28 protein-coding genes and 1 pseudogene are annotated in these 22,860 nt (G+C 64.2%); 19 read left to right on the forward strand and 10 right to left on the reverse strand.

Going from position 1 to position 22,860, the window contains the following annotated elements; genetic code table 11:
- The 3 genes from FV242_RS34720 to FV242_RS21765 all read left to right on the forward strand — a co-directional run.
- The coding region (locus FV242_RS34720; protein ID WP_187278506.1) for a hypothetical protein at positions 1–2,191 on the forward strand (2,191 nt) is incomplete at its 5' end.
- A 79-nt stretch (positions 2,192–2,270) separates the two neighbouring features.
- Positions 2,271–2,678: a hypothetical protein gene (locus FV242_RS21760; protein WP_147940368.1), complete on the forward strand. Its 408-nt coding sequence runs from the start codon at positions 2,271–2,273 to the stop codon at positions 2,676–2,678.
- 297 nt (positions 2,679–2,975) lie between these two features.
- Complete coding sequence (locus FV242_RS21765) at positions 2,976–3,272, forward strand: hypothetical protein (protein ID WP_147940369.1); 297 nt, start codon at positions 2,976–2,978, stop codon at positions 3,270–3,272.
- A gap of 236 nt (positions 3,273–3,508) precedes the next feature.
- Here FV242_RS21765 and FV242_RS21770 read toward each other — a convergent pair whose 3' ends face one another.
- On the reverse strand, positions 3,509–3,796 hold the full coding sequence (locus FV242_RS21770; RefSeq protein WP_246692804.1) for a hypothetical protein: 288 nt from the start codon (positions 3,794–3,796) through the stop codon (positions 3,509–3,511).
- Positions 3,797–4,091: 295 nt separating this feature from the next.
- Here FV242_RS21770 and FV242_RS21775 point away from each other — a divergent pair, with 295 nt between their 5' ends.
- Together FV242_RS21775 and FV242_RS21780 are read left to right on the forward strand one after the other, a co-directional pair.
- Positions 4,092–4,928, forward strand: coding sequence for a helix-turn-helix domain-containing protein (locus FV242_RS21775; protein ID WP_147940370.1), 837 nt, complete (start codon positions 4,092–4,094; stop codon positions 4,926–4,928).
- Between the two features lie 144 nt (positions 4,929–5,072).
- Positions 5,073–5,369, forward strand: a complete 297-nt coding sequence (locus FV242_RS21780; RefSeq protein WP_246692805.1) for a hypothetical protein — start codon at positions 5,073–5,075, stop codon at positions 5,367–5,369.
- Here FV242_RS21780 and FV242_RS21785 read toward each other — a convergent pair.
- Complete coding sequence (locus FV242_RS21785) at positions 5,358–5,618, reverse strand: hypothetical protein (RefSeq protein WP_147940371.1); 261 nt, start codon at positions 5,616–5,618, stop codon at positions 5,358–5,360. The genes FV242_RS21780 and FV242_RS21785 overlap by 12 nt on opposite strands.
- Before the next feature lie 960 nt (positions 5,619–6,578).
- Between FV242_RS21785 and FV242_RS21790 the strand changes: the two genes are divergently transcribed.
- The gene (locus FV242_RS21790; RefSeq protein WP_147940372.1) at positions 6,579–7,619 is read left to right on the forward strand and encodes a sensor histidine kinase; all 1,041 of its coding nucleotides are present in this window, start codon (positions 6,579–6,581) and stop codon (positions 7,617–7,619) included.
- A gap of 92 nt (positions 7,620–7,711) precedes the next feature.
- On the opposite strand, the gene FV242_RS21795 is transcribed toward FV242_RS21790, so the two are convergent.
- Complete coding sequence (locus FV242_RS21795; RefSeq protein ID WP_147940373.1) at positions 7,712–8,035, reverse strand: cupredoxin domain-containing protein; 324 nt, start codon at positions 8,033–8,035, stop codon at positions 7,712–7,714.
- A 225-nt stretch (positions 8,036–8,260) separates the two neighbouring features.
- Here FV242_RS21795 and FV242_RS21800 point away from each other — a divergent pair, with 225 nt between their 5' ends.
- The gene (locus tag FV242_RS21800; RefSeq protein ID WP_147940374.1) at positions 8,261–10,201 is read left to right on the forward strand and encodes a PAS domain-containing protein; all 1,941 of its coding nucleotides are present in this window, start codon (positions 8,261–8,263) and stop codon (positions 10,199–10,201) included.
- Positions 10,202–10,257: 56 nt separating this feature from the next.
- Here the strand turns inward: FV242_RS21800 and FV242_RS21805 are convergent, their stop codons facing one another.
- Positions 10,258–10,521, reverse strand: a complete 264-nt coding sequence (locus FV242_RS21805; RefSeq protein WP_147940375.1) for a hypothetical protein — start codon at positions 10,519–10,521, stop codon at positions 10,258–10,260.
- Between the two features lie 62 nt (positions 10,522–10,583).
- On the reverse strand, positions 10,584–10,835 hold the full coding sequence (locus FV242_RS21810; protein WP_147940376.1) for a hypothetical protein: 252 nt from the start codon (positions 10,833–10,835) through the stop codon (positions 10,584–10,586).
- A gap of 229 nt (positions 10,836–11,064) precedes the next feature.
- Here FV242_RS21810 and FV242_RS21815 point away from each other — a divergent pair.
- From FV242_RS21815 to FV242_RS21835, 5 genes and pseudogenes are all read left to right on the forward strand, one after another.
- Positions 11,065–11,472: pseudogene (locus tag FV242_RS21815) on the forward strand (helix-turn-helix domain-containing protein).
- A gap of 758 nt (positions 11,473–12,230) precedes the next feature.
- Positions 12,231–13,406, forward strand: a complete 1,176-nt coding sequence (locus tag FV242_RS21820) for a YihY/virulence factor BrkB family protein (RefSeq protein WP_147940377.1) — start codon at positions 12,231–12,233, stop codon at positions 13,404–13,406.
- Between the two features lie 507 nt (positions 13,407–13,913).
- Entirely contained in the window at positions 13,914–14,612 is a 699-nt protein-coding gene (locus FV242_RS21825; RefSeq protein ID WP_246692806.1) for a cell division protein DivIVA, read from the forward strand.
- 221 nt (positions 14,613–14,833) lie between these two features.
- Entirely contained in the window at positions 14,834–15,193 is a 360-nt protein-coding gene (locus FV242_RS21830) for a hypothetical protein (RefSeq protein WP_147940379.1), read from the forward strand.
- A 53-nt stretch (positions 15,194–15,246) separates the two neighbouring features.
- Positions 15,247–15,780, forward strand: a complete 534-nt coding sequence (locus tag FV242_RS21835; RefSeq protein WP_147940380.1) for a hypothetical protein — start codon at positions 15,247–15,249, stop codon at positions 15,778–15,780.
- A gap of 350 nt (positions 15,781–16,130) precedes the next feature.
- Here the strand turns inward: FV242_RS21835 and FV242_RS21840 are convergent, their stop codons facing one another.
- The gene (locus tag FV242_RS21840) at positions 16,131–17,219 is read right to left on the reverse strand and encodes a hypothetical protein (protein ID WP_246692807.1); all 1,089 of its coding nucleotides are present in this window, start codon (positions 17,217–17,219) and stop codon (positions 16,131–16,133) included.
- A 237-nt stretch (positions 17,220–17,456) separates the two neighbouring features.
- On the opposite strand from FV242_RS21840, the gene FV242_RS21845 reads away from it, so the two are divergent.
- Positions 17,457–17,669, forward strand: a complete 213-nt coding sequence (locus tag FV242_RS21845) for a hypothetical protein (RefSeq protein ID WP_147940381.1) — start codon at positions 17,457–17,459, stop codon at positions 17,667–17,669.
- Here FV242_RS21845 and FV242_RS21850 read toward each other — a convergent pair.
- The 4 genes from FV242_RS21850 to FV242_RS21865 all read right to left on the reverse strand — a co-directional run bounded on the left by FV242_RS21850 (position 17,636) and on the right by FV242_RS21865 (position 20,418).
- Positions 17,636–18,859: a hypothetical protein gene (locus FV242_RS21850; protein ID WP_187278508.1), complete on the reverse strand. Its 1,224-nt coding sequence runs from the start codon at positions 18,857–18,859 to the stop codon at positions 17,636–17,638. The two genes, FV242_RS21845 and FV242_RS21850, sit on opposite strands and share 34 nt — an antisense overlap.
- Entirely contained in the window at positions 18,856–19,743 is an 888-nt protein-coding gene (locus FV242_RS21855; RefSeq protein ID WP_147940382.1) for a hypothetical protein, read from the reverse strand. Before FV242_RS21855 ends, FV242_RS21850 begins: the two co-directional genes overlap by 4 nt.
- Positions 19,744–19,825: 82 nt before the next feature.
- Entirely contained in the window at positions 19,826–20,146 is a 321-nt protein-coding gene (locus FV242_RS21860) for a hypothetical protein (RefSeq protein ID WP_210248951.1), read from the reverse strand.
- Between the two features lie 11 nt (positions 20,147–20,157).
- Positions 20,158–20,418, reverse strand: a complete 261-nt coding sequence (locus FV242_RS21865) for a hypothetical protein (protein ID WP_147940384.1) — start codon at positions 20,416–20,418, stop codon at positions 20,158–20,160.
- A 107-nt stretch (positions 20,419–20,525) separates the two neighbouring features.
- On the opposite strand from FV242_RS21865, the gene FV242_RS21870 reads away from it, so the two are divergent.
- The 6 genes from FV242_RS21870 to FV242_RS21895 all read left to right on the forward strand — a co-directional run bounded on the left by FV242_RS21870 (position 20,526) and on the right by FV242_RS21895 (position 22,625).
- On the forward strand, positions 20,526–20,927 hold the full coding sequence (locus FV242_RS21870) for a hypothetical protein (RefSeq protein WP_147940385.1): 402 nt from the start codon (positions 20,526–20,528) through the stop codon (positions 20,925–20,927).
- A gap of 14 nt (positions 20,928–20,941) precedes the next feature.
- Positions 20,942–21,229, forward strand: a complete 288-nt coding sequence (locus tag FV242_RS21875) for a hypothetical protein (protein ID WP_147940386.1) — start codon at positions 20,942–20,944, stop codon at positions 21,227–21,229.
- A 14-nt stretch (positions 21,230–21,243) separates the two neighbouring features.
- Positions 21,244–21,612 carry a hypothetical protein gene (locus FV242_RS21880; protein ID WP_147940387.1) on the forward strand — a complete coding sequence of 123 codons (369 nt, stop codon included), beginning with the start codon at positions 21,244–21,246 and terminating at the stop codon, positions 21,610–21,612.
- Positions 21,613–21,682: 70 nt separating this feature from the next.
- Entirely contained in the window at positions 21,683–22,102 is a 420-nt protein-coding gene (locus tag FV242_RS21885) for a DUF5681 domain-containing protein (protein ID WP_147940388.1), read from the forward strand.
- Entirely contained in the window at positions 22,099–22,368 is a 270-nt protein-coding gene (locus FV242_RS21890; RefSeq protein ID WP_147940389.1) for a hypothetical protein, read from the forward strand. Before FV242_RS21885 ends, FV242_RS21890 begins: the two co-directional genes overlap by 4 nt.
- Positions 22,365–22,625 carry a hypothetical protein gene (locus FV242_RS21895; RefSeq protein WP_147940390.1) on the forward strand — a complete coding sequence of 87 codons (261 nt, stop codon included), beginning with the start codon at positions 22,365–22,367 and terminating at the stop codon, positions 22,623–22,625. The genes FV242_RS21890 and FV242_RS21895 overlap by 4 nt, the downstream gene beginning before the upstream one ends.
- Positions 22,626–22,860 lie beyond the last annotated feature (235 nt).

Genomic DNA, 22,860 nt, shown 5'->3' on the forward strand with positions numbered 1-22,860 from the left:
GGCGCAGGCCGGCCCCGCCCACGACGTGCTGGCCGGCAGCGGCATCGATCACCGCGACGGCACGGTCTCCTACGCCGACGCCTCCGGAAAGGTCTCGCGCCGCCCGATGGCGCACTGGATCGGCTTCAACGCCCTGCAGATGCACAACCGGGTGCAGCACGAGATGGGCCGGCGCCGCATCATCGAGGCCAACCCGCTCCCGGCCGAGGAGTATGCGGCCTGGGAAGCCAAGATCCGGCGCGAGATGCGGTCCGATGCGGTGTTCGCCCTCGCCTTCCAATCGGACCGGGCGTTCAGGGCTGCCCAGGACTTGCGCAGCGGGGCCGAGCCCATCTCAGCCGAGGTGCGCGCTTCCGGCGACGTCGACCTGATCGCACTCGCCCCGGCGTGGCAGGCCGCGCGAGACCTCTATGCCCAGCGGATCGAAGAGCAGAACGCGGTTTCAGATGCCGCCCAGCCCGGCCCATCACGCGATCAGCCCCACGCCGAATGGGTGCGGCAGGTGGCCGAGTGGCGCGAGCGGACCGGCGTTGAGGCCGCCGAGGCTGCATCCGCCGACGCGCTCGACGAGCTGTGCGAGATCGAGGACCGCATCGCCGAGTTGCCGGCGGCGTCCCTGGCTGGTCTGCGCCTCAAGGCCCACGTCGCCCAGCGCAACGAGGACGTCGCCTACCCGGAGGATCTGGTCGATGGCCTGATCCGAGACCTGCTGGCCTTCAGGGCCGACGGGCTGGCTGCCGAGAACCCGGCCGGAGACGCCCTGCTGTTGCAGCTCGGCCGTCAGTTCGAGGCAGCACGCAAGCGCGAGATCGCAGCCTGTACGGCTTGCAACGCCGCGCAGGACGAGGCGGACCGGCACATGCCCGAGCGCCCGTCCGCGCTCCTATTCCGTGCGTCCGACCACCTGCTGCGTCTGGGCAAGTACCTCACCCACCCGGATCACCTCGAAGGCACGGAGGTCACGGCTGAAGACATCGCGTGGATGAAGCGCAAGCCCTACGTTCGCGAGGTCCGCCGTCCCGTGCGCCCCGAGGATAACCTGCCGGCAGACGCGCGCACGGTCGTCGATACCTTTCCCTGGCCGGAGGCCCAGGAGCGGGCGGACGAGATCGTAACCGCCTGGGAGGCGTGGCACGCCGAGCGCCTGCGGATCCATGGTGAGTACGTCACGGAAGCGCTCGACGACGCGGCCAATGAAGCCGGCAAGGCCGCCGAAGCTCTCGTGCAGCGCATCGCTGATCTACCGGCCCAAACTGCAGAAGGGTTCCGGGTGAAGCTGCGGGCGCTGGCGCACTACCGCCCCGACTTGATGAGGAATGGTCTGCCTGACCTACCCGAGCCAGAGCATATCTTGGCGGACTCGCTCAGGCGGGACATTCAGGATGAGGCGGTCGTCGAACCGATCAGAGCGCCCGCCCCTGCGGCCGAGCCCTGGCCCGTGTTCGTGGCGATCGCCGACGGCACCCGGTCTGCTGCCGACGATGCCCTATCCGACACCCGGGTCTCGCCTGATCTACGGAAGGCTGTCGAGGCGCACCGTGACGCGACCGTCGCTATGCTGCTGGAACCCGACCTGAGCGACGAGGCGTCGAACGCCCGGTGTGGTGTTGTCGAACAGACCGGCGCCGCCCTGCGCACCGTGCCGGCCCGGTCTCTCGCCGACGTGCGGTGCAAGCTGGCTTTCCTGCTGCCCGAGATCCTGCCGGACGTGAACGGCAGCGTCCCGACCGCCTTCCTGAAGAACATCCACGAGGACGTGGATCGGCTGGCGCAGCAGCCCGAGGTCGCCCCGCGTATCGGCGCCAACCTCGTCGATCAGGTCGACTTCGCATCCGCCGTGCTGGAGGATCTGCGGGCGCTCTACGACTTCGCGGGGACGGTCGGCGACGTGGCCTATGCCATGGCCTGGACAGGGGCAGCGCACGCCAACGAGTGGTCGAGGCAGAGCCACCCCGGCGAACACCACAACGCCGCCGGCAAGCTGATGCAGTGGCTCGGCGAGGCGCTGGCCGACGTGGCGGATGCGGCCCGCAAAGAGGTTCAGCGGCGCCGGCCGAAGACCCCGGATGAGCGCGAAACCCGCCTGACGATCCTCGCGGGTCCGACCATCGAGAACGGCGACCCTGACGAGATCGCAGCATTCGCTGGCGAGCTGCTGGCTCACGCCGCAGCCGAACTGGCCGGGCGCTGATCGGCGCCCCTCCGTAGCCGTGCGTACCGCCCCGGCCGGACCCCGCCGGGCTTTCCCTTCACACCCCGAGACCTGACCCATGGGCGACGTGCTCACCTTCACCCCGCGTCCGAAACCGGCTGCTCCAGAAGCATCAGAGCGGCTGACGGGGCCGGAGATCCGCGCCAGCCTGGAGGAGGCAGCCCAAGTCGCCCTCGATGCCGCGGACCGCATCATCGCCGTGCTCGACCGCATGGACGGCGACGCCGACCTTGAAGGCGACGGCGACGCCGAGCCGTCCCTGGCTGCGCCCGAGAACCACACCAGCAGCCAGGTGGTTTGGATGCGCGGCAGCGATCAGGACCGCGAGGCGGAGACGTTGGAGACCGTGTTGCCGGAGGTGGTAGTCGAGATGCCGGTGAAGGCGAGCGTTTTGCCGTGGCGTGGGCGCGGAAACATAATCGCGGCAGCCGGTGTAGCCCTTCTAGACCTCGCACGGGTGCGCTGATGCCGATGACTATCCGAACCCCGTCGCCGACGGCTGCTGCCGTTGAGCGACTGCCGTGGTCGAAGATGGCACGGTTCCTGGTCCTACTCGCACGGGTGCGTTGGCTGAACCGACGCCTGCACGCAGCTCATCAGAGAGTGAACCGCAACGGTCTCGATGGCGGCGGGGCCGACCTGGTGCTAGTCGTCGGGCGCTGGCTGACTGCCCATCGAGCGATCAGCGCGTTGCTGGGATGCCCTGAGCCGACGCATGTCGCGCAGGTGCGGGAACGGTTAGGCGACTGCCAAGAGGTTGGGGATGGAGACTGATCAATCGAGTGCAGCACTGGCAATGGCTGACGAAATTGAGCGTTTGATGGCCCTGGCACCGAACTCCCGTAGCTTCACGATGAAGGGCACCCATAAGGAATTAAGCGTGATCCTAGCCGCTCTTCGAACTGCTTGGGTTGAGGATGGTGAGCGAGCTGCTCGGTTTGATCGTCTCCTCATTGCATTCCACGACGCGATCCGCGGACCGCTTGGCGTGACGCCGGATAGTGGGCTCGAATTTTATGACCGGCGCTTGGCGGAAGAGCGTGGGGTAGCCGGTGGCTGATCTGCGCTGGGTCGCCCATTACACTCAGGACTGGGTCGATTACGCGAACGAGGATGGCATCCTGCTTGGGTCCATAAGCCCACTTAAAATCGATGGAGTAAGGGCTTGCACCTATCGTCCAGGTTCAGGGTGGCCGCTGCTGTACGACAAATACAGGGATTTCCTGACCGAAGAGGCTGCTCGCGCTTGGGTCGAGCATGAGATTGAGACGCGCACACGTGTAGGGAGCGATCAGCCTAGTATTCCGCTGGGGTCGGCTGAGCCGTCATGACAGCTGCGGTGACCGCGTTGCGGTAGGCCTTATCCTGCCGTCCCACCCCGAACATCGTTTTACCAGTTTTCGCCACATCAGCGACCACCGCCACGACGTCGAGATTGTGTCCGCTGCTGAAGCGATAGGGCCCAGCCGTCGGGTCCCGCAGGTAGACGTCGATCGCCGCAACAATCTCCTGGCTGCTGATGATGCCTGCCTTGCGCAGGTCCGCGAGGGTCGAAGGTCCGGCGTGCATGGTCGCGCTGATCATACCCTGACGTTGACTTAACTGTGCCCGCCGGTCGACATGGACCGCTCCGGCCGGACCCGCCTCGGCGAGTCGAGAGCCGGCAATTCAGGAGACCACAGCCGCGAGATAGACCCTGAAAAGCCAACAGCCCCTTCCCGGCAAGGAAGAGGCTGCTGAAAATCCTAAGGCCTTGTGGGGCCGCTGTCCTGCTCCCCACAAGCCATGAGACCCCCCGGGGTGTCAAGACGGAACCTGTTTCCGTCAACGGGAAGGCTTTGCCTGGACCCTAGCCGCGGCCCGTGAGGGACCGGGTTCGATGAACTATGCCGAGGAGATTCGCCGACAGGTGGAGGCGGCCCCGCGCGCCGCGTTGCCGGCTGTCACGGCTGCGCTCTGGCGCGCCTACAGCGAGGGGAAGGTCACGGAGGCTGAGGCCGAGGCGCTGTCCGGCCTGATCGAGGCGAGAACATTGTCCACGGGTAGACCGCGGTCCGAACAGACCCCGAACCCAACAGAAACCGTCACACCCCAAACAGGGGATCCCACCAAGAACGTATCAGGTCTCACGGGAGCCCCCAGGAGGCCCGGCGTCGGCTCCAGGCCACGCACGGACGCCTCGATGGAGCGCCGCCGCCGCTGGGCCGCCTCTGGCCGCATGCCGCAGGCTATCGTCGCCCGGTTCACCCTGGCTGAGCAGGCTGTGCTTTCCCTCGTGGCTGCCGAGGTAGCCCGCCGGAAGGACTGTCGGCTCTCGATCGAGAACATGGCCGCTGTCACCGGCGTGTGCCGCTCGACCGTGAAGAACGCGATCCGTGAGGCGGCCCGGCTGGGCCTGCTCACTGTCGAGGAGCGTCAGATCACCGGCTTCCGCAACGACACGAATGTGCTGCGGATCGTCTCGCCTGAATGGTTGGCGTGGCTTCGGCTGACCCGGAAGGGGAATACCGCCTGGCCTATCCCTGCCCAAGGGAAGGGTCATCATGGCCCCGTTTTCCAAGGGAGAGGGGTCAAAAGCGTGACCAGCACGCCTACTGAAGTTCCAAATCTGGAGAAAACGAGACCAGCGGAACCGAAAAAGGGCTACCGACAAGCGGCTGTCGACCTCGACCGATCAGGCCAAACGAGAATTCTCGCGGGCCGTAGGACGGGCTGAGCCATGTGGCAGGTGCGGACCAGCGGCCGGAAGATCGAACGATAGACCTGATGCAGGTAATTACGGGGCTGCCATTGGACGCATAGCTTTGTGCGGACCGAGAGATATCCGACCCGCTTCCTGGGTGCGGACCCTCATCGGCGCTTGTCGACTTTCTCGACGCTTTCAAGCCTGGGAGGCAGCATGAGGACTGACGTCTTCACGACACCGGCGACGTTCTGGGAAGCGGTCGCCGAGCACGTGGCCGAGCAGGTCACTCCGGCCCTGAAGATGGGAGAGCGAGCGCGCAAGCCGATCATCGCCTATCTGCGCGATCTGGAAGGCATCGCACGCCGGGAATGCGACAGCCGACAAGCGATCCAGATCATCGCCTCGGGCCGCCACATCCTCGGCGACCGGTCCGATATCGAACCGATCGATGGCCCGTTCTCACGAACCTGATCCGGGTTCGTCTCTAAGAGTGGACCACCCGTCGACGAGGAACCCCATCTGGAAGAGGACTAGGCCGGCGTCGTCCGTGACCTCAAGTCGCCATCCACCGTTCGACATGACGCGGTCCGCATCATCCTTCAGGATCTCACCCGCAAACCGGATAGCCTGGAAAGACGCGACCTGAGCGTCACGCAACACGGTGCCCTCCTCATCAGGGAGGTTGCGGCCGTCATGAACGTGAAAGTGGAAACGCGGCATGGGGGACTCCGCCCAGCACTGGCGGGAGCTTCTGCTCTCACTCGCGAACTTGCCAGATGGAGAGAAGCCGCGATTGCCCGTGACCGTACAGGCCAAAGATCGACATCACAGTGTCGTGTATCAGTTTATCGCCTAAAATCGACGCAGATCCGGACGATCGGCATGTCATATTGCCATGACGCAATCATCGGTTGAGTATAGGCTTGGCAGTCCGCTCATATCTCTAGCCAACGCGGCGCCGGCAGAGCGCTGCGAATTAACCCAAGTGATAGAACAGGTCGGTCCATCACGGCAGCATCTCGGCAATCGCGGTGACGACCACTGGCACCATCGCGAGTGAGGATGCCGCGCGTCCCCGCCTCAGATCGGCGGGGGCTCCGTGCTCTGATGCTTGCGCCGACGGCTATGCCGCGTGAGCTACCCCGAGCAAGGCGGCGGGGGCGGACCCTTCTCGCATAGGATGAACCACGCGATGACGGCGATGAGGCTACAGGCGAGCAAGCCGAGGAACCATCCGGTATGCGGCGGCAGGCCCGTTGGCATGGGCCAGATCGGCGGCGGCGGCGGGGGAGCGTTTCCTGAGCCCGGACGCTCGAAGATCCGACAACCATCGTGAGGGTGGTCCATCGCACGATGGTCTGGAGGTTCGCGATCCCACATCAGCCCTCCTGCTCTGCGGTGTTATCACGTGGGGAACCACGTCGATAGCGATCGGTGTTCCGTAGGAAATAACCGTGATGCGGAGATGGTACTGATGACGAACCCCGGTATACCCGATCCGAATGATCCCGATCTGTCTGTCCCCAATGAGCCGCCGCCGACGGAACCCGTACCCGGTGATCCACCGATCCCGCAGCCACTCCCGGATCCAATGCCAGGCAACCCGGTTGGGCCGGATGTCATACCAGGCGATCCAGGCGATCCAGTCGGGCCTGGAATAACTATGGGAACGATGAGAGCATGCTCTGGCGGGAGCTTCTAGCTCAAGCAGCGCGCGCGCGCCTTTGGCCGACTTGGGCGCAGTACGCTGGGACTGTCGCTACCGTCACAGGCATGTTGGCGCTGCGCCTGGGTCTTGCCCATTATCTCAGCGGCTATCCGATCCTGTTGTTCTTCGCGGCGATCTTCGGCTGCGCGGTTCTGTTCGGGCGCCGCGCTGGTGCCTTCGCCGTGCTGCTTAGTGCCGCCTACATCGCCTACTTCCTGCTGCCTCCGACCTTCAGTTTCGCCATCGGTCGTAGTCAGGACGTGCTCGGCCTTGGGCTGTTCATCATTATCGGTCTTGCTATCGCGGTCGTGATCGAGGCCCTGCATACGGCCTTGCAGGACGTCACCGACCTCAACAGCAACTTGCAGAGCGCAAATGCGCGCCTGACTGCCGCCGAGGGCGAGAAGGACCTACTGCTCCGGGAAGCAGGCCACCGGATGAAAAACGACCTGACGATGCTGGTCGCCCTGGTCCAGTTGCAGCAACGCGCTGCCCCTGACGAGGGCGCTCGCGCGGTGCTGGCCACAACGGTCGAGCGCATCCGGGTGATGGCACGGGTGCATGATCGGCTGCACCGGGCGCAGGGGGAGGCGGTCATCAGCACCGCCGCGTTCATCACCGAACTCTGCGACGACCTTCGGGCAAGCGCGATTGCGTTTCAACCGATCCTGCTGGCGGTCGACGTCGAGCCGCACGACTTGCTGCAGTCGCGTGCGGTGGCGGTGGGACTGATCATCAACGAACTGCTGACCAATGCCCTGAAGTATGCATTCCCGGACGAACGATCAGGCCGGATCACGGTAATCTTCCGCAGGGACGATCAGGATTACAGGCTAGAAGTCGTCGATGACGGGGTCGGTATGCAACCAGATCACCCGCATCCGATCAAAGGCAGCGGCTTGGGTCAACGCTTGATCCGGTCCCTGGCCGCACAGCTTGGAGGCACATTCACCCGCGTTACGGACGTCACACAGGGTGTTCGAGCAAAGGTGGTGTTCCCGGTAGTCGCCTAACCGAAGAGACGATTGCTGCTTGCCTCGATGCCGTGGCTCGTCAGAACGTCTCGCTTCCATGGTAATCTGAATTATGAGGAAGGCGCAGGATCCTACTCCACGTGGATCGTGAGCTTCATCTTCGGGTGGATGCCGCATTGAATGATGAAGTCGCCGGGCTCCTTGAGTGTCAGCGTGGCCTGCTTGCCAGGCCCCTGATCACCGGCATCGAACGCGAACCGTTCGGCCTCGATGAAGGCATGATGCACCGCGCTGTCGTCGCCGTTGACCAAGGTGATGGTATCGCCCCTGCGTAGGAACAGGTCGGTGGGATCGTAGTGCCGGCCCTTCTGCAGCACGATCCTGATAGTGCTGGACAGATCGGCGCGAGCCGATCCAGCCGCGGCGAGCACGATGGCCAAGGCGACGACGGACATACTGGTTCTGTAAGCGCGCATATCCCGCCTCGTACTTCTGCGCGACCATCACAGGTGAGCCTGCAAGGAAGCGGCCGGGGAATGCATAAAATCCGATCTATCTCTGCGGCGGCGGGCGTCGTTTGAGGAGGTTGTTAAGCAGGCACCCGTATGAACGGGCGCGCTATCATCGGCGCCTCGTGAGAAGACTCCGTGCCCTTATTCGATGCCGATCTGCGCTCGCTCATGGCGGCGATCGACAAGTCCAGGGCTCGGATCGAATTCGCCCCCGATGGTACGGTTCTAGCCGCCAACGCGCTGTTCCTCGACCTGATGGGCTACACCCTCGCCGAGGTGAAGGGACAGCACCACACGCTGTTCGTCCCAGCCAGCGATCGCGATGGCGACGCCTACCGCGCGTTCTGGGACGCCCTCCGCCGCGGTGAAGCGCAGACTCGCGAGTTCAAGCGCATCGCCAAGGGCAGTCGCGAGGTCTGGATCCAGGCGACTTACAACCCCGTGCTCGACCGAGTGGGACGCGTCATTCGGATCGTCAAGTTCGCGTCCGATGCGACCGCGCAGGTGCTGCGCAATATCGACCACGACGGCCAGCTCGACGCCCTGCACCGCTCCCAGGCCGTGATCGAGTTCGCCCTCGACGGCACGATCCTGACCGCCAACCAGAACTTCCTCGACGCGGTGGGCTATAGCCTCGACGAGGTCCAGGGGCACCACCACGGGCTGTTCGTGGATCCCACCGAGCGAGAGGGTGGGACCTACCGCGAGTTCTGGGCGAAGCTCGCCCGAGGTGAGTTCGCAACCGGTGAGTTCCGCCGCATCGCCAAAGGTGGCCGCGAGGTCTGGATCCAAGCCACGTACAACCCAATCCGCGATCGGGACGGCAAGCCGGTCAAGGTGGTAAAGTTCGCCACGGACATCACGGATCAGAAGCTACAGACGACCGATGCGGCGGGTCAGCTCGCGGCCGTCAACCGATCCCAGGCGGTGATCCAGTTCGCCCCCGACGGTACGGTGCTGGATGCCAACGCGAACTTCCTCACGGCGGTCGGTTATCGGATCGAGGAGATCCGCGGGCACCACCACGCCATGTTCGTCGAGCCTGGCTATGCGCAGACACCGGAATATGCCGCCTTCTGGGATCGCCTACGTGGCGGCGACTTCTCCTCTGGCATGTTCCAGCGCTTCGGCAAGGGCGGCCGTGCGGTGTGGATCCAAGCGAGCTACAATCCGATCTTCGACCCTAGCGGTCGACTGACCAAGATCGTTAAATACGCCACCGACGTCACCGCCAACATGGAAGCGCGGTCCGTCGCGGTGCAGGCGGCCGAGCGAACCCTCGATAACGTCCAGGCGGTGACCGACGCTGCGGAGACTATGAATGCCGCCGCGCAGGAGATCTCACGCAGCATGGCGCAGTCCAAGACGGCTGTGGACGACATCCATGGGCGGACGGGTGAAGCCGACGCTGCAACCGAGCGGTTGCGTACTGCAGCGGGCGCGATGGGTGGCGTCGCCGCAGTGATCGCGGGCATCGCCCAGCAGATCAACCTGCTGGCACTGAATGCCACGATCGAGGCGGCGCGAGCCGGAGCTGCCGGTAGAGGCTTCGCTGTTGTGGCGGCCGAGGTGAAGGATCTGGCCGGTCAGGCCGCCGCGGCTACGAACCGGATCAGCGGCGAGGTCACCGGCATGCAGGCCGTGTCGGCGGAGGTCGCGACGACGCTGGCATCGATCACCGCGGCGATTGGCACGATCAGCGCGCATGTCGACGGCGTGAGTGCGTCGATGGACGAACAAACCCGGGGGACCGGGGAGATCCTCGTGAGCATGCGGCATGCGGCCGAAGGCGTGTCGAGCATCAGCACGAGCCTGGATGACTGGACAGTGGGCATGGAGGAGCGGCGCAACGAACGCCGGACCCGTGTTTTGCTGCCGGCTAGCATCCATGTGCCTGGCGGCCACATCGCCTGCTCGATCCGCGACCTGTCTGACGGTGGCGCGCGACTGCACGTTCGGATGCACGCCCAGGTTCCCGAGCGGTTTGAATTGACCGTCGATGGCGACGGACGCAGGTTCAGCTGTGAAGTCCGGCAGAGGTCCGGCGCCAGCGTGAACGTACAATTCCTGCAAGCCGCAGAAACGAGGATCCTACGGGTTGCTCTGTAAGGGCGCGGGGCTGAGCCAGCCTAGGTCGTCCGTGGGCAACCCAAGTTCTATTTTAGTCACAGGCCTGCGGGGTGAAGGCCACCCGGCCGCGAAGGGGAACGGTGGCCGTCTGAGCGCAGACCGAGCACATCCATAACGCGGTCCCGGCCCCCTGTGTCGACGATCGGCGCCCCATTCTCAAGATCGGTGATCGCCTTGGGATCGACCCGGGCGAGCGCCGAGAGGGTCTCGATCGAGTAGGCGCCACGTATGCGGGCGGCATGGATCTGCGCAGCTAACGCGGTATCCAGGGAGGTGGGCTTGTCGTCTCGGTCGCTCATGGGCGAGCGGTACGTACCGGCCCAGGCCAAAGTTTCCCCCGACGAGGTTTTCTGAAACGCGGCTAATCCATCCCCAGTGGTCGGGGACGTGGCACGCCAAGCTCGGTCAGGCCGAGGAATAGGGCGACGTGCGTCAGCACCGCGAGGGAGGACGTGCAGCCGTTGCCGTTCTCGATGGCCGCGATCACCTCGGGCGCGAGGCAGGCCAAACGGGACGCATTGTCCAAGGACAGACGCAGTCGGTTGCGTGCCGGACCAGCGTGCGTCGCGAGGTTGCGCAGCACGACGTGCCGCCTCTCCTCGATCTTATCCATGTGAGGTGCCCGATCTCGTGAGGACCCGTAGCCCTCACGAGGGCGATACGATCGTGGTTGACCTCAGGAAATACCCAGAGTTGCACTGGTGCCCTGCGCAAGTTGCAGCTGTTGCTCGGCTGCACTAACGGTTGTGGGACGTAATCAGGTACAATTCTAGGATCGGTTTTAAACGGCTAGACCCGTAGCTACGCGTTCCGCCCTGCCCTCGTAGAAAGCCCATTCCTCGATGATCGCCACCAACACGCCGAAACTGGCGACCGATGCTGACCGCACGATCGGCAGCCGCATCGCGGCGCTTCGGGCGGCACAAGGCTTGAGCCAGACCACGCTCGGTCACGCAATCGGTGTCAGCTTCCAGCAGGTGCAGAAGTACGAGAAGGGGTGAAACCGGATCGGTGCCGGTCGACTTCAAGCCATTGCTGACCGACTGCAGGTGCCGGTCGAGACCTTCTTCGCTGGTCAGTCAGGGACGGATGCCGAGGGGAGTGATGTTCGGACGTACTACAACGATCCGAAGGTTGTGGAATTGGTCATGGCCTTCACAGGTATCGTTGATGAGACCACCCGCGATAGCATCCTCTCGATTGTGAAGGCTGCCGCTACGATCCAGCAAAGGCTTGCTGATCAGGCATAGGGACCCCCGAACAGGTCACCGACGCCTATCCGCCGGAACAACGTCCGCCACCGCCGCCTCTGATACTCTGGGCGGTCGTGGATCATGTGACAGCGCTGGCAGAAGGCTGCGAGGTTGCCGCAAACCTTGCTTTGTCGTTCTCAGTGGGGGGACTGGGCCAGCCTCGGATAGGCTCCTAAGAAGCTTAAGCTTCCAAGGGCCACCGGGTACCAGTCGTTGCCAGCGCGTTTGCCAGCTGGGTGCCATAAGTTTTGGGTATCACACCACACGCACTGAAGCTGCTGGGATCCCAATCGCCGCGGCCTACGCCCTCAAAACGAAGCCGATCGAAGCACCGCGGAGTAGGCCGCAACAGCGACGATGCTCTTGGACGTTCGCGCTCGTTCGGAAACGCTCGAAGATGTTCTCTGCACACCTGTGCACCCGGGGGTGCGGATCGGCTCGCCCGGCACGATCCGTGACTAAGGGTGCCTTGGCTCGTAGACGGAATGACCCCGCCTCTGCACCCCCCTGTTCGGTTCCGGTTCTACACCTGTCGTGGCTGCCTTATCGAACCTCGTCACTCAGACGGTGGTCAGCATCTTGAGCGCATGCCCGCACGACACGGCCAGACCTAAAGCTTTGGGGACGGTCTGCTGGCGCACACTGTTTCATCACCCCGACGATTGTGTCCTGAAGCTTCTGGTTGCAACGTTCGGAGCCACCCGCTGTTATTGCGCGTGATGCTACAGCGCAGCTTAGCGCGCGGAAATTTTCAAATGACGCCCCATCACCCAAACCGCTCGCAGCCCGGCTCCGTCGAGAGGGGAAACTCCCTCGCATGGACCTTGGCGCTGACCACCGCGCTGCTCGGCATCGTGGCCTTGCCACGGCGCACGACCCATACAGGATCCAGCACCTCGACAGCAGGTTCGGACAGCGGGGATGGAGCGGCACGCCAGACATCTCCTTCTCACACCGGTCGTGATGCCCACGAGGTGGCGCGCACGCAGGCCGATCGCGGACGGCAAGCCAAGCGCCCGACCGAGATCCCAGCCAAAGGCTGGAAGGACATCGCGCTGCGCACCTACCGGGACGTGGGTGAGAACCGGATCATGCTGGTGTCGGCCGGCGTCACCTTCTTCGCGCTGTTGGCGATCTTCCCAGCCATTGCCGCCTTGGTATCGGTCTACGGGCTCGTGGCGGACGCCTCTACCATCAATGACCAGCTTGCCAGCCTGCAAGGTATCATGCCTCAGGGCGCCCTCGACATCCTCGGCGATCAGGTCAAACTGCTGGATGAGAAGGGTAACGCCACGCTCGGGCTCAGCCTTCTCGTCAGCGTCGCCCTGTCTGTGTGGAGTGCCAACGGTGGCATGAAACACATCTTCGACGCGCTCAACCTCGTCTACAATGAGCGCGAGAACCGCAATTTCTTCGTCCTGAACCTCGTCTCGCTGGCCTTCACGGCGGGCGCGCTGGCGTTCCTGATCCTTGCACTCGGTGCCGTCGTGGTGCTGCCCGTCGTGTTCGAGTTCATCGGCATCGGTAAAGACGCATGGTGGCTGGCCCTGCTGCGCTGGCCCGCCTTGTTGCTCGCTGTGCTTGGCGGCTTGGCGGTCCTCTATCGCTACGGTCCAAGCCGGGACGCGCCGCGCTGGCACTGGGTTACCGGTGGAAGTACTGTAGCGGCGGTACTGTGGCTCGGCGGCTCGCTGCTGTTCTCGTGGTACGTCGCCAACTTCGGTAGCTACAACAAAACCTACGGCTCGCTCGGGGCGGCGATCGGCTTCATGACCTGGATCTGGATCTCGACGACCATCGTGCTGCTGGGTGCCCAGGTAAACGCCGAGATGGAGCACCAGACCGCCGAGGATACGACGGTGGGTGAGCCTCAGCCTCTGGGTACGCGGGGAGCAAAGATGGCCGACAGCGTCGGGGCTGCAGCAGAGTAGGCCGTGACAGGTATTAGAGCCGTGCCCGGCCGCGTTGCGACGGGTTAGCGGTTTGCAGCGTTGAGTGGTGAAGGAGCCCTCGATGCCTTCACCGTTGTCTGTCGATCTAGCCGCCACAGCCTCGACGGCAGCAATCACGTTCTCCAACTCGGCAACCTGCCGAAGTGCTGCCGGCCGGCAATCCGTCATGCTCGGCCATTGCCAGGATGAGCGTGCGCTGGTGCGCCATCAGGCCCTCGAGGAGGGCGTTGAGCTTGTCGGACATGGGCGGGCTGTAGCCGCGAGACGTGGTCTTGACAGTCTAAGGCGGCCGCTAACGAGCGCTGATCATCCCTTCCTCAGAGCCGTTTGGACCATATGACCACGGTGATAATCGACCCTGGCAATGATCCGACCGAATGATTAATTTCGATCAAGGATCCCTTATAAATCCCTGCTATTGCCGCTCAAAGTTAACTACTCATTAACCATGATTGTGCGCTATCCCGCCATGCTTCCCATTTAGGTATGGAAGAAATCAGCATGGTCGCGGCCCCCACTGCCTCTTGGTCCCATATCTTGACGCAGGTTGCGGAAAGCCTCGACAGGATCAGTGAGAAGCCGTCAGCTGAGATCCTAATGCTCAAGCCGACGCTGAGCACGTTCGAGCCTTCGCTCTCTCGATCAGACGCTGAGGCCGCCAGCGTTGGACCATCGCCCATCACACCTGATCCGGCCGTCAATGACGCTCGACCTGCATCCGACATCTCCAGTGCTGAGATAGAGGATGTCGCGGATTGGATGAGCACTCTCGACATCATCAACGGAATGGCTGGGATCGCCGACGATCGGAAGAAGCGCCTGAACGAACAGAGCGTGTCCCATGACGCTGCGCTCCAAGCACTAAAATCTGAATTGACGGAGGCGCTGCACCTTCTGCGATTATCTGAACTGCGAGCGCACGAGAACCAGGCTCGGGCAGACATTCGATTACAGAAGGTTCAAGCCGATGCAGATGCGCAAGTCCAAGCAATCCGTGCGGAAGCAGAGGCGCGGGTACGCACGATCCGAGCAGAGACGGACGCTTGGATACGAGCTACTGAAGAGCAAGCCCGCGTCGCAGATTTAAGAGCTGATACGGCGGAAAAATGGCTTCAACGCATCGATACAGCTGCCAAAAACCTGCTGCTGGGTGGTCACATGAATTCGTATTCGTCTAAGACATAAATGGATTGAATAAAATCTAATCGATCGCACAAGAGTAGTAATATTTGCAGCGAGAATTAGTAATGGAACAGGTACGACGACTTACTTCGATTAGCATATTTCAAGATGACGAGGTTCCAGTTTCCACGTTGGGAGCAGGTAAAAGGCGACCGACGAATAATGTGACTGTCCTGCCACCATCTATGGATAGCGCAGTCATCGATCGTACTACGAGCAAGGAGATGTCCTCTGCCGGGAAATGGCCGGGTTTGCTGGAGCGGGTGCGCGGCGCGGCTGATTATATTCGCGAGGTCGAGGATCGCGCTCAAGAGCAGGAACTTCGTGTCCAGGAGATCTTGGAGCAAGTGCAGGCTGACATGCATGAGGCCAGTGCGAAAGTGCAGGATGCGGAGCAACGCGCCCGAGATGTGCAGGTGCAGGCCAGTAAGTTGATCCAAGCCGCCGAGGAGCGGGCAAATATAGCTGAGAAACGCGCTGCAGTTGCAGAGGCTTGGCTATTTCAGATTTCGCAAACGATCGAGACTGAGTTTATTATAGAGCCTGCCGTTTCAAAAAAATTAGCGCGATTGGCAAATGATTGACCGTTATACCGATCGTAATATTAAATAAATCTACGGAAAGATGGAGATTTGTGATGTCAACAATAGAAGAGTATTTCTGGGTGGACCTTGACGCGCATATCATAGCTAATCGTTCGGTTGTAACGTCGTCCGGAGTGTTCAAGCTGTTGCCGTCAGCTAATACAATTTTACCCTCTGATGCTCCCCCAACATCACCACGTCAAGTGACTTCAGATTGGACTGGCGTACTCGATACTATTGCTGCAGCTAAAAGCGCTGCGGACTGTCAAGAAAATCAGCTACGAGATCAAGCGGCTGCGCATGAAGCTCTCAGCCGAGAGTTGAAATTGGCTCAGCACAAGATCCAAGCTCTTGAGGTTCTTGTAAATGATGTGCGGGAGCAAGCAGAAAAGAAGCAGCAAAAAATGATGGCTGAAGCTCAAAGCCTCAGGCAAGAGATCGAGGCCAAAGCAGATGCTCGATTACATACCGTAGAAGAGCGGGTACGTGCCGCAGAGCTGCGAGCTAACGTAGCAGAAGATTGGTTGAAGCGCATTGAACAAGCTAGCAAAAACCTTTTGCCGGATGAACGACGTGCCGCCGCATAAATTCGACTGGTACATGGGAAATTTGCAAGGGCCGCGGCCTCTCCCGTTAGATTAATCATGCCGAAGCGAGTTTTTTTTGTAGCAGCACTGGTTGGACTTGTGCTTGGGGGATGTGTCTCAGCGAATGATAATTTTTCTGGCCAAAATTTTGTTGAACAAGTATCAAAACAAGAATTGACCCGCGCACATTCCTTTAAATCAAAACCAATTGATCAATATAGCTGGAGACTTCGCCTAACACATCTTTAAACTTTTACCACTGCAATTTTAATGATATTTTTGAACATCGCGGAGTTGACGCGTAACGCCGTTTGCCATTTTCTGCCTGTGTTCGCTCAGCGCGGCTAGATCTACGATCCGCGAACCTGGCCGCGCACGCCGGCGCCGCGCAGCATCCCGTAGAACTTGCCCGGGTCAAACATGGCGCGCGCCTGCTGCAGCGAGATCGGCCGGTCCCCGGCATCCGGCGCCCCGGGCATACCGCCGCCAGCCTTCTGACCCTGCTTCTGCTGGCCGCCGGCGATGCTCTTCAGGGCGTTGCCGATCTGCGCGTAGGGGTTGGCCTCCTGCTGCGGCTGCGCGGCGGGATCGGATAAGAAGCCGGGCGGCGCGGGAGTGGTCATCAGCGGTTGGGCCGAGAGCCCCGCGACCCCGGGGGTCGGGGAAGTCTGGCCTGGCACAGCGGCGCCCTGACCAACGACACCACCGAGCCCGAAGCCGCCCTGCTGCGCCGTCGACCCCATCGAACCACCACGAGGAGCAGATACTCCCGGCAGCGTCTGACCGCCTGCAAAGCTGTTGGCGTAGGCCTGCGTGGTCGCCAGTCGGGCCGCGTTCTCGCCGCCGGGGCGGTTGTAGCCCGCGAACTTCCACGCATCCGCCATCAGAGCGTTGGCCTCCTGCGGGCTCTTAGCGTTCTGCAGGGATTGGATCAGCGCCGGGTTCTCCGCGAGGGTGAACTTGGCCTGCGCGACCACCGGATCAGATGCGCCGGCTGTGAAGTCCCGCATGGCCTTGAGGCGATCGGCACGCCACGACAGGATCCCGCCGGACTGGCCCGCCTGCCCGCTCTCGCTCGGGTCCGACCATGACCCGGTGATGTTGCTCGGCGAATACCGGCTCTCGTGCTGGGCGTAGGCCGCCACGGCGCCGAGGCCGTTCGGGTTGGTCAGGCCGCCGCTCTGCAACGTGCTGATGAACCGGCCGCGGATGTCGCCCGGGTCCGGTGTTGCCGCCTCGACGCTGTTCGGGCCGAGCATGGACAGAAGACCGGCACCGGCCGCCTGCGCGCCTGGCTGCACCACGGGCGTCGGCGCCCCGGTCGGTGGGGTCTGCGGCGTGTAGCCGGTGAAGCCCGGTGGGGTGGCCGCGGGGACGTCCTGAGCGGCGGCAGCCGGCGCTTGGACCTGGGCAAGCTGCCGCGCCTGCTGCTGCTGCAAGAACTACTGCAGGGCAGGGCTCAACGGGTTCTGATCGTCGCCGCCCGCGAAGGAGGGCAGGGAGCCGAAGCCGATGCTCATACGAAATGCCCCTGGGTTACGAAATCCGGCCCGCTGGCGGGCGCGGCAGGATTACGGGTGGCGTCTTGCGGTTTCAGGCCAGCGCCAGCCCTGAGCCAATTCTGCTGAACTTTGCGGCTATCGACAGACAGGCGGGTCGGGGCCACATTCACCGGCATGCGCCGCGCGGCTGAAATCCTGACCACCCTCGTGCTGTTCGCCATCGTCATGACGGCGATCGGGTGGGCGGCGCGCGGCGGCATCGAGTGGACTTTCCCGTGGCTGCTTGAGCACATTGGGATCGCGGGCATCTGGGCTGTTCTGTTCGTTCTGCTGATCATCGGCGGCACTGCCATCTACCGAAGCGGCAAGTACGCGGCCGGAAGGTAAGGCCGGGCCCGATCCGACTGGGACAGCAGCGCCGCCTGGCCACCGCGGACCGCGATGTCGCCCAGAGCCGCCGCACGCTGCTGCGTCACCCCGCGCGCCTCCAGCGCCGCCAGTAGCGCGTTCAGCCGGTCGCCCTGGGTCATCGTCACGGCGTCAGCCAATTCGCGGTTGCGGGCGATGTCGGCCGACTTGCCGACCGCGTTGATCCCGGCCTTCGCCACGCGCCCGGCCTGCGCCAGCGCCCAGCCCTGAGGCCCGCCGATCGCGCCGGCTACCGTCCCGCCGAAGTCGTCGCCCAGCGTCGTCCGGGGCGCGACCCGCTTGGCGGCCTGATTGCGCTGCGCCGTCTGCGAGCCCTCGACGATCCGGCGGTTGGCCTGGTCGAACGCCGCCTCCCGGTTCACCGCGCCGACGACGCGGTCGACCGGCGCCTGGCCATGAAGCTGGGCGAGGTTGGCGGCATTCCACCCGCCCTCACCCTGCAGAAGCCCCTGCATCGCCACGAGGTCATTGCGCCGGGTGCCGACGGCCTGATCGATCGCGCCGCGGGTGCCGATCGCCATGGCGTCCCGCTCGCCCTGGGTCATACCGGCGAGCTGACGGGCGAGGTCGGCGGGCGGCGTCGCACCCTGACCGGACCGGAGGAGCTGCGAGCCCTGCTCAACAGCCTCCATGCGCCGGGCGAGCGCCGCCGACACGTCGTTGGCCGCGCCGTAGTTCGGCACTTGGTCGCGCAGCAGGTCGTTGAGGTGCCCGCGCACGGTCTGGGCGGCACTGTCCTTCCGGGCCAGAGCGCCAGGGGCCACACCAAGGCCGGGGTCACCGTAGTTGATGACCCGATCCATCTCCTGCTTCACGTTGTGCAGGATCCGCGGGTTATCGGCGATGGTCGTCCAGCCGGTTTCCGGATCGGTATGGGCGAGCATGTCTCGGGCTCGCCGGAGCACAGTCTCCTCGGCACCCCGGGCCGTCTGCAGGCGGGTGTCGATCATCCCGAGGACCGGCCGGGCACTCACGGGCGCCTGGGCACCATCTACGGCCGCGCCGATGGCTTGGTTCGGGACCTGGCGCATAGCCGCGAAGGTGTCGGTGGCGGCCTGCGGGCTGACGGCCGGGCCGAACGCACCGTTGATGTCGGTGGCCAGTCGCTCGGTCATGCCGGCAGCGCGGCTGACGATCGGCGCCGTCACTGTCTGCCGGGTCCGAGGCCCAGCAGCGACGTGCCGATGCCGAGGATCGACTGCAGGGGGCTGACACCCGAGGTCTTGGTCTGCGAGGTGCCCTGCGAGACCGTCGTGCCGCCCTGGCTGCCGATCGCCAACGGATAGGAGGCGTACTGACCCAGAGCCTGCCACGGCACCTGCTGGGTCTCCTGGAAGCGCTGCTGCGCGGCATCAAGCCCCGCCTGGTTCTGCTGCTGCTGAAGGCCGCCGATCTGAAGCAGGTTGCTCGCCGGCGCGTACCGGAGCGCGTCGACGGACGGCAGGAGGCCGGCGGCCTGTAGGGCTTGGGTCTGACCCTGCTGCCCGGCGCCGATGAACCCGTTGGCCTTCGTCACGCCGAGGTTGCTGTTGAACTGGTCGCCACCCAACACCTGGCCAAGAACACCAGCCTGAGCCGCCTGCTGCGCCTGACCGAGGCCGGCACCCGCGAGACGCTGCTGGTTGTTCGTCGACTGCACGCCCGAGATCGCGTTGGTGATCCCAAGCCCGGCGCTGGATGCGGCCTGGCGGGCGCTGTCGATCATCGAGTTGGCGGATAGCTGGTTGGCCCGCTCCTGGTTGTACTGGTTGGCGTACAGGGCGGTGTTGGTGTCGTTGACGGCCTTCGTCGTGGCCCCCGCGAAGTTGCCCGAGCCATACCGGCCAGAGGCGGCATAGGACTCCTTCACGGCGTTGGCCGCATTCCGACTCGAGGTGTCGACGAGCGCCTGCACGTAGGGGTTCGTCGTGGGGTCGAGGTACTGGCCGGACGCCACGCCGGACAGGTTTTTCTCGGCCACCGACATCTGCTGCGACTTGTCGAACAGGCCCTGCAACTGCGGGACCGTCGTCAGGTCGCGCGAACCCGACATGAACGCATTGGCCGTCTGATTGATCGGGTTTGAGGCGCTGCCGATCTGGTCCGCCAAGCTCGACAGGCGTGCCGTGCTGGCCTCAGCGACGACCCAGCATGCCGAGGCCCTGCTGGGTCGTCGCTGAGATCCCGTTCGACCCCAGGATGCCCTGCAGATAGCTGGTACCGAGGGCGCCGGCGTTGTCCGAGGCTGCCTGGTCCCGGGTGCTCTGGATGCCGGCCGACTGGTCGTTGCTGAAGTCCGCGACCCGCTGACCGCCGTAGATCTGGCTGCCGACGCCCGACTGATAGAGGGTCTGCGCATCCGTCAGCGACTGCTGCAAGCCGGGGACCGCCGGCGCATAGGGCGTCTTCGTCGCCACCTGGGTCGAATTCTGTGTGGAAGTCTGTCCGCCGCCCATGGCCGGCTCCTCTAAGCGGCGCTCGGCGGGGCGTCCGTGGCCTTCAAGAAGGTCACGCACGATCCGCAGGCGGCAAGTTGGGTATTCAGGATGTCGATCTGCGCGAACACGTCCGCGGGCGGCGCGCCGGCATCCAGCATCGCGACGAGTTCGCCGAGCGTAGCGTGCGTGGCCCGTGCCCCGGCCCGCAGCAGTTCCCAGGCTCGGATGGCCGAGCAGTCCGGCGGTGCGGGCGGCAGGTTGCGGAGCGGGAGGTGGTGGACGTCGCCCATCTCAGGCGGCCATCGGCATGGCGACTGCAGGAGTGGCAGGCGCGGGCGTCAGGGGCGGGCCGTCGGTAGCCACGATCGCGGCGACGGCCTTGCGCACCAGTCCACCCATGACCACCGCCTCAGACGCCCAAGTTCAAGAGATCATGGATCGAGCCACCCGCTACGCCGTCGCCATAGCGAGTGGTGGCGCGCAGACCCTCTCCATCGCGACCACCCTGACCCGCCCCGAACCCTGTGAGCTGACAATGGGAAAAGTCATCCCGTTCCCTCGCGACCGCACCCAGCCCAGCGCCTCCGGTGTCCGCGTCGCCCGCATATCCGGCAACTGGTTCATCGAGCGCCTGGAGGCTGGCAGCATCACCGACCGCCGCCCCGCGCCCTCCGGACCCGACGCCCAACGCATCGCAGCGCGCATCAGCCGCCGAGACAAGGTGCCGTTGCTGCCGGCGCGCCAGCACAGCCGCCCTTGGGACAAGGCCGGAACCCACACCCCCGACGATGCCGCTTGAGAGGAGCCCACACCATGTCCTGCAAATCCGATCCCGACCGCATGCCCCATCCGGGCCGCACCTCTGCCGAGCGGCGGGCCTTGGACAGGGTCGGCTGTGGCGAGCCCCCGGGCTGCTCACCGAAGACCCTGCGGCGCCTGCTCGACGACGGCCTGCTGATCGACCAGGGCCGGGAGGTCCGGCGCGACGCTCTCGGAAGCTATATCGTGCCGAGCTTCAGCATGCCGATCCCGGTCCACTACCAGTGGTGCAGCGCCGTCGCCGCCACCGACGAAGAGATGGCTGCGATGGAGGGGTTATGATGACCCCACCTGCTATGCCCATCGAAGCTGCCGCCGACGCCCTCCTGCGCATCGTCGTGAAGGGCGAGCGCGAGCGCAGCACTGCTGCTAACTCGAGCTGGACCAAGGGCCGGCCGTGGGTCGACACCGTAGCTCCGGCGGCCACGGACACCCTCGACGTGCAGGGCATCGTGGCAGACCCCATCGGCACCGCCTGCCGGGCCGAACTGCGCCGCATTGGCCACGCGCTCCATGCCACCAACCCGGACGAGGATTTCGTCGCTCTTCAGGTGGAGATCGCGGAGGCGGACATGAGCCATGCCGGTTGGCGGGCAATCGTGCTCGAGATGGCATGGCACGGGATCGGAGAAGCCGAAGCAACCCCTGCGGAGCCGGCGCCATGAACTACGTTGTGATACTGTCGTCCTGTAATTTTCCTGTTGTTTACAGGACCGCCCAGACCGGATCTGCGTGATGCCGAAGGAAGAAACCCAGTTCGAGCCCGGCCAGTCCGGCAACCCAGCCGGGCGCCCCCGCGGCTCCCGCAACCGCTCCACGCTGGCCCTGGAAGCCATCTTCGAGGGCGAGGCTGAAGCCCTGTCCCGCAAGGCCATCGAGCAGGCGCTGGCCGGCGACGGCGGCGCGATGAAGCTGTGCCTCGACCGGCTGCTGTCGCCCAAGCGCGACCGCTCCATCACCTTCGACCTCCCAGTGATCGAGACAGCCGAGGATCTGCCCAAGGCCACCGAGGCGCTGCTTCGGGCGGTGTCCTCCGGAGAAGTCACCCCGTCTGAGGCCGCCGATATCGGCAAGGCGGTATCCGCCCACATCGAGGCGATCACGGCTGCCGACCTGCACCGCCGCCTCGCCGCACTGGAGGGACAGGGAGCATGAGGATCCGCGAGATAGAGACCCGCATCGCGCGCCTGGAAGCGAAGCGCGGCACCGATCGGTTCGACCACCTGTCCTATGACCAAGCCGAGCTGGCGCTGTTCGATCGCCTGCACAGGTCGTCGATCAAGGCCGGCGGCATCGACGAACTAATGGACGAGTGGGACGCAGCCGAGGATCCGCAGGAGCAGCATCTCATTGCCCGGATCCGGCACTGCACCCACGACGTCGCCACGTACTACCGGGATCTGAGGGCGAGGCTGTCATGAGGATCAAGGAGATCGAGGCGAAGATCGCCCGGCTGGAGGCCAGCCCCCGGTTCAGCGGCCTGGCCCGTCTGTCCGACGCCGACCTAGGCCGCCAGATCGTGCTCGGTCTGAACGAGATGGCCGCCGACTGGCCGTCCTTCGGCGCGATGGTCTCCAGCTTGCGCGAGTCGCCAATGCCGGCCGACAAGGAGCTTGCCGGCCAGATCGAGGCGTTCATCGCCGACTGGCAGGCGCAGCAGCGGCAGAAGGCGATGTAGCAGGGCTGACGCCTTCACGAACTGGCAGCGCTGGGTCGCACAGGGCCGAGCCACGGTCAGCAACGGCGTGCTGTGTCTCATCGGCCCCGAGCTGACTGGCAACGAGTGGACGGCCCGGTCCGTTACCTAGAGCTGAGGTTTACTAGCCGACCGCAACACTACCATCGAGGCACTGCCAAGAACTCTCGCAAAGGAGGCCGCAGTCTCATCTGCCAGCGCTTTCCTGGGTTCGATT

Origin of the sequence: Methylobacterium sp. WL64, from assembly GCF_008039945.1 — a bacterium.
GTDB lineage: Bacteria > Pseudomonadota > Alphaproteobacteria > Rhizobiales > Beijerinckiaceae > Methylobacterium.

What these genes read in the sequence shown, in the direction of transcription:
- FV242_RS21870 (WP_147940385.1), top strand. Translation starts at nt 20,526, where the DNA reads ATGACCACCGCCTCAGACGCCCAAGTTCAAGAGATCATGGATCGAGCC.
- FV242_RS21855 (WP_147940382.1), bottom strand. Translation starts at nt 19,743, where the DNA reads ATGTCGGGTTCGCGCGACCTGACGACGGTCCCGCAGTTGCAGGGCCTG.
- FV242_RS21775 (WP_147940370.1), top strand. Translation starts at nt 4,092, where the DNA reads ATGAACTATGCCGAGGAGATTCGCCGACAGGTGGAGGCGGCCCCGCGC.
- FV242_RS21845 (WP_147940381.1), top strand. Translation starts at nt 17,457, where the DNA reads ATGCGCCGCGCGGCTGAAATCCTGACCACCCTCGTGCTGTTCGCCATC.
- FV242_RS21835 (WP_147940380.1), top strand. Translation starts at nt 15,247, where the DNA reads ATGTCAACAATAGAAGAGTATTTCTGGGTGGACCTTGACGCGCATATC.
- FV242_RS21885 (WP_147940388.1), top strand. Translation starts at nt 21,683, where the DNA reads ATGCCGAAGGAAGAAACCCAGTTCGAGCCCGGCCAGTCCGGCAACCCA.
- FV242_RS21760 (WP_147940368.1), top strand. Translation starts at nt 2,271, where the DNA reads ATGGGCGACGTGCTCACCTTCACCCCGCGTCCGAAACCGGCTGCTCCA.
- FV242_RS21805 (WP_147940375.1), bottom strand. Translation starts at nt 10,521, where the DNA reads ATGAGCGACCGAGACGACAAGCCCACCTCCCTGGATACCGCGTTAGCT.
- FV242_RS21765 (WP_147940369.1), top strand. Translation starts at nt 2,976, where the DNA reads ATGGAGACTGATCAATCGAGTGCAGCACTGGCAATGGCTGACGAAATT.
- FV242_RS21785 (WP_147940371.1), bottom strand. Translation starts at nt 5,618, where the DNA reads ATGCCGCGTTTCCACTTTCACGTTCATGACGGCCGCAACCTCCCTGAT.
- FV242_RS21795 (WP_147940373.1), bottom strand. Translation starts at nt 8,035, where the DNA reads ATGTCCGTCGTCGCCTTGGCCATCGTGCTCGCCGCGGCTGGATCGGCT.
- FV242_RS21865 (WP_147940384.1), bottom strand. Translation starts at nt 20,418, where the DNA reads ATGGGCGACGTCCACCACCTCCCGCTCCGCAACCTGCCGCCCGCACCG.
- FV242_RS21800 (WP_147940374.1), top strand. Translation starts at nt 8,261, where the DNA reads ATGGCGGCGATCGACAAGTCCAGGGCTCGGATCGAATTCGCCCCCGAT.
- FV242_RS21890 (WP_147940389.1), top strand. Translation starts at nt 22,099, where the DNA reads ATGAGGATCCGCGAGATAGAGACCCGCATCGCGCGCCTGGAAGCGAAG.
- FV242_RS21895 (WP_147940390.1), top strand. Translation starts at nt 22,365, where the DNA reads ATGAGGATCAAGGAGATCGAGGCGAAGATCGCCCGGCTGGAGGCCAGC.
- FV242_RS21810 (WP_147940376.1), bottom strand. Translation starts at nt 10,835, where the DNA reads ATGGATAAGATCGAGGAGAGGCGGCACGTCGTGCTGCGCAACCTCGCG.
- FV242_RS21820 (WP_147940377.1), top strand. Translation starts at nt 12,231, where the DNA reads ATGACGCCCCATCACCCAAACCGCTCGCAGCCCGGCTCCGTCGAGAGG.
- FV242_RS21825 (WP_246692806.1), top strand. Translation starts at nt 13,914, where the DNA reads ATGGAAGAAATCAGCATGGTCGCGGCCCCCACTGCCTCTTGGTCCCAT.
- FV242_RS21860 (WP_210248951.1), bottom strand. Translation starts at nt 20,146, where the DNA reads ATGGGCGGCGGACAGACTTCCACACAGAATTCGACCCAGGTGGCGACG.
- FV242_RS21790 (WP_147940372.1), top strand. Translation starts at nt 6,579, where the DNA reads ATGCTCTGGCGGGAGCTTCTAGCTCAAGCAGCGCGCGCGCGCCTTTGG.
- FV242_RS21875 (WP_147940386.1), top strand. Translation starts at nt 20,942, where the DNA reads ATGTCCTGCAAATCCGATCCCGACCGCATGCCCCATCCGGGCCGCACC.
- FV242_RS21830 (WP_147940379.1), top strand. Translation starts at nt 14,834, where the DNA reads ATGTCCTCTGCCGGGAAATGGCCGGGTTTGCTGGAGCGGGTGCGCGGC.
- FV242_RS21880 (WP_147940387.1), top strand. Translation starts at nt 21,244, where the DNA reads ATGCCCATCGAAGCTGCCGCCGACGCCCTCCTGCGCATCGTCGTGAAG.
- FV242_RS21770 (WP_246692804.1), bottom strand. Translation starts at nt 3,796, where the DNA reads ATGATCAGCGCGACCATGCACGCCGGACCTTCGACCCTCGCGGACCTG.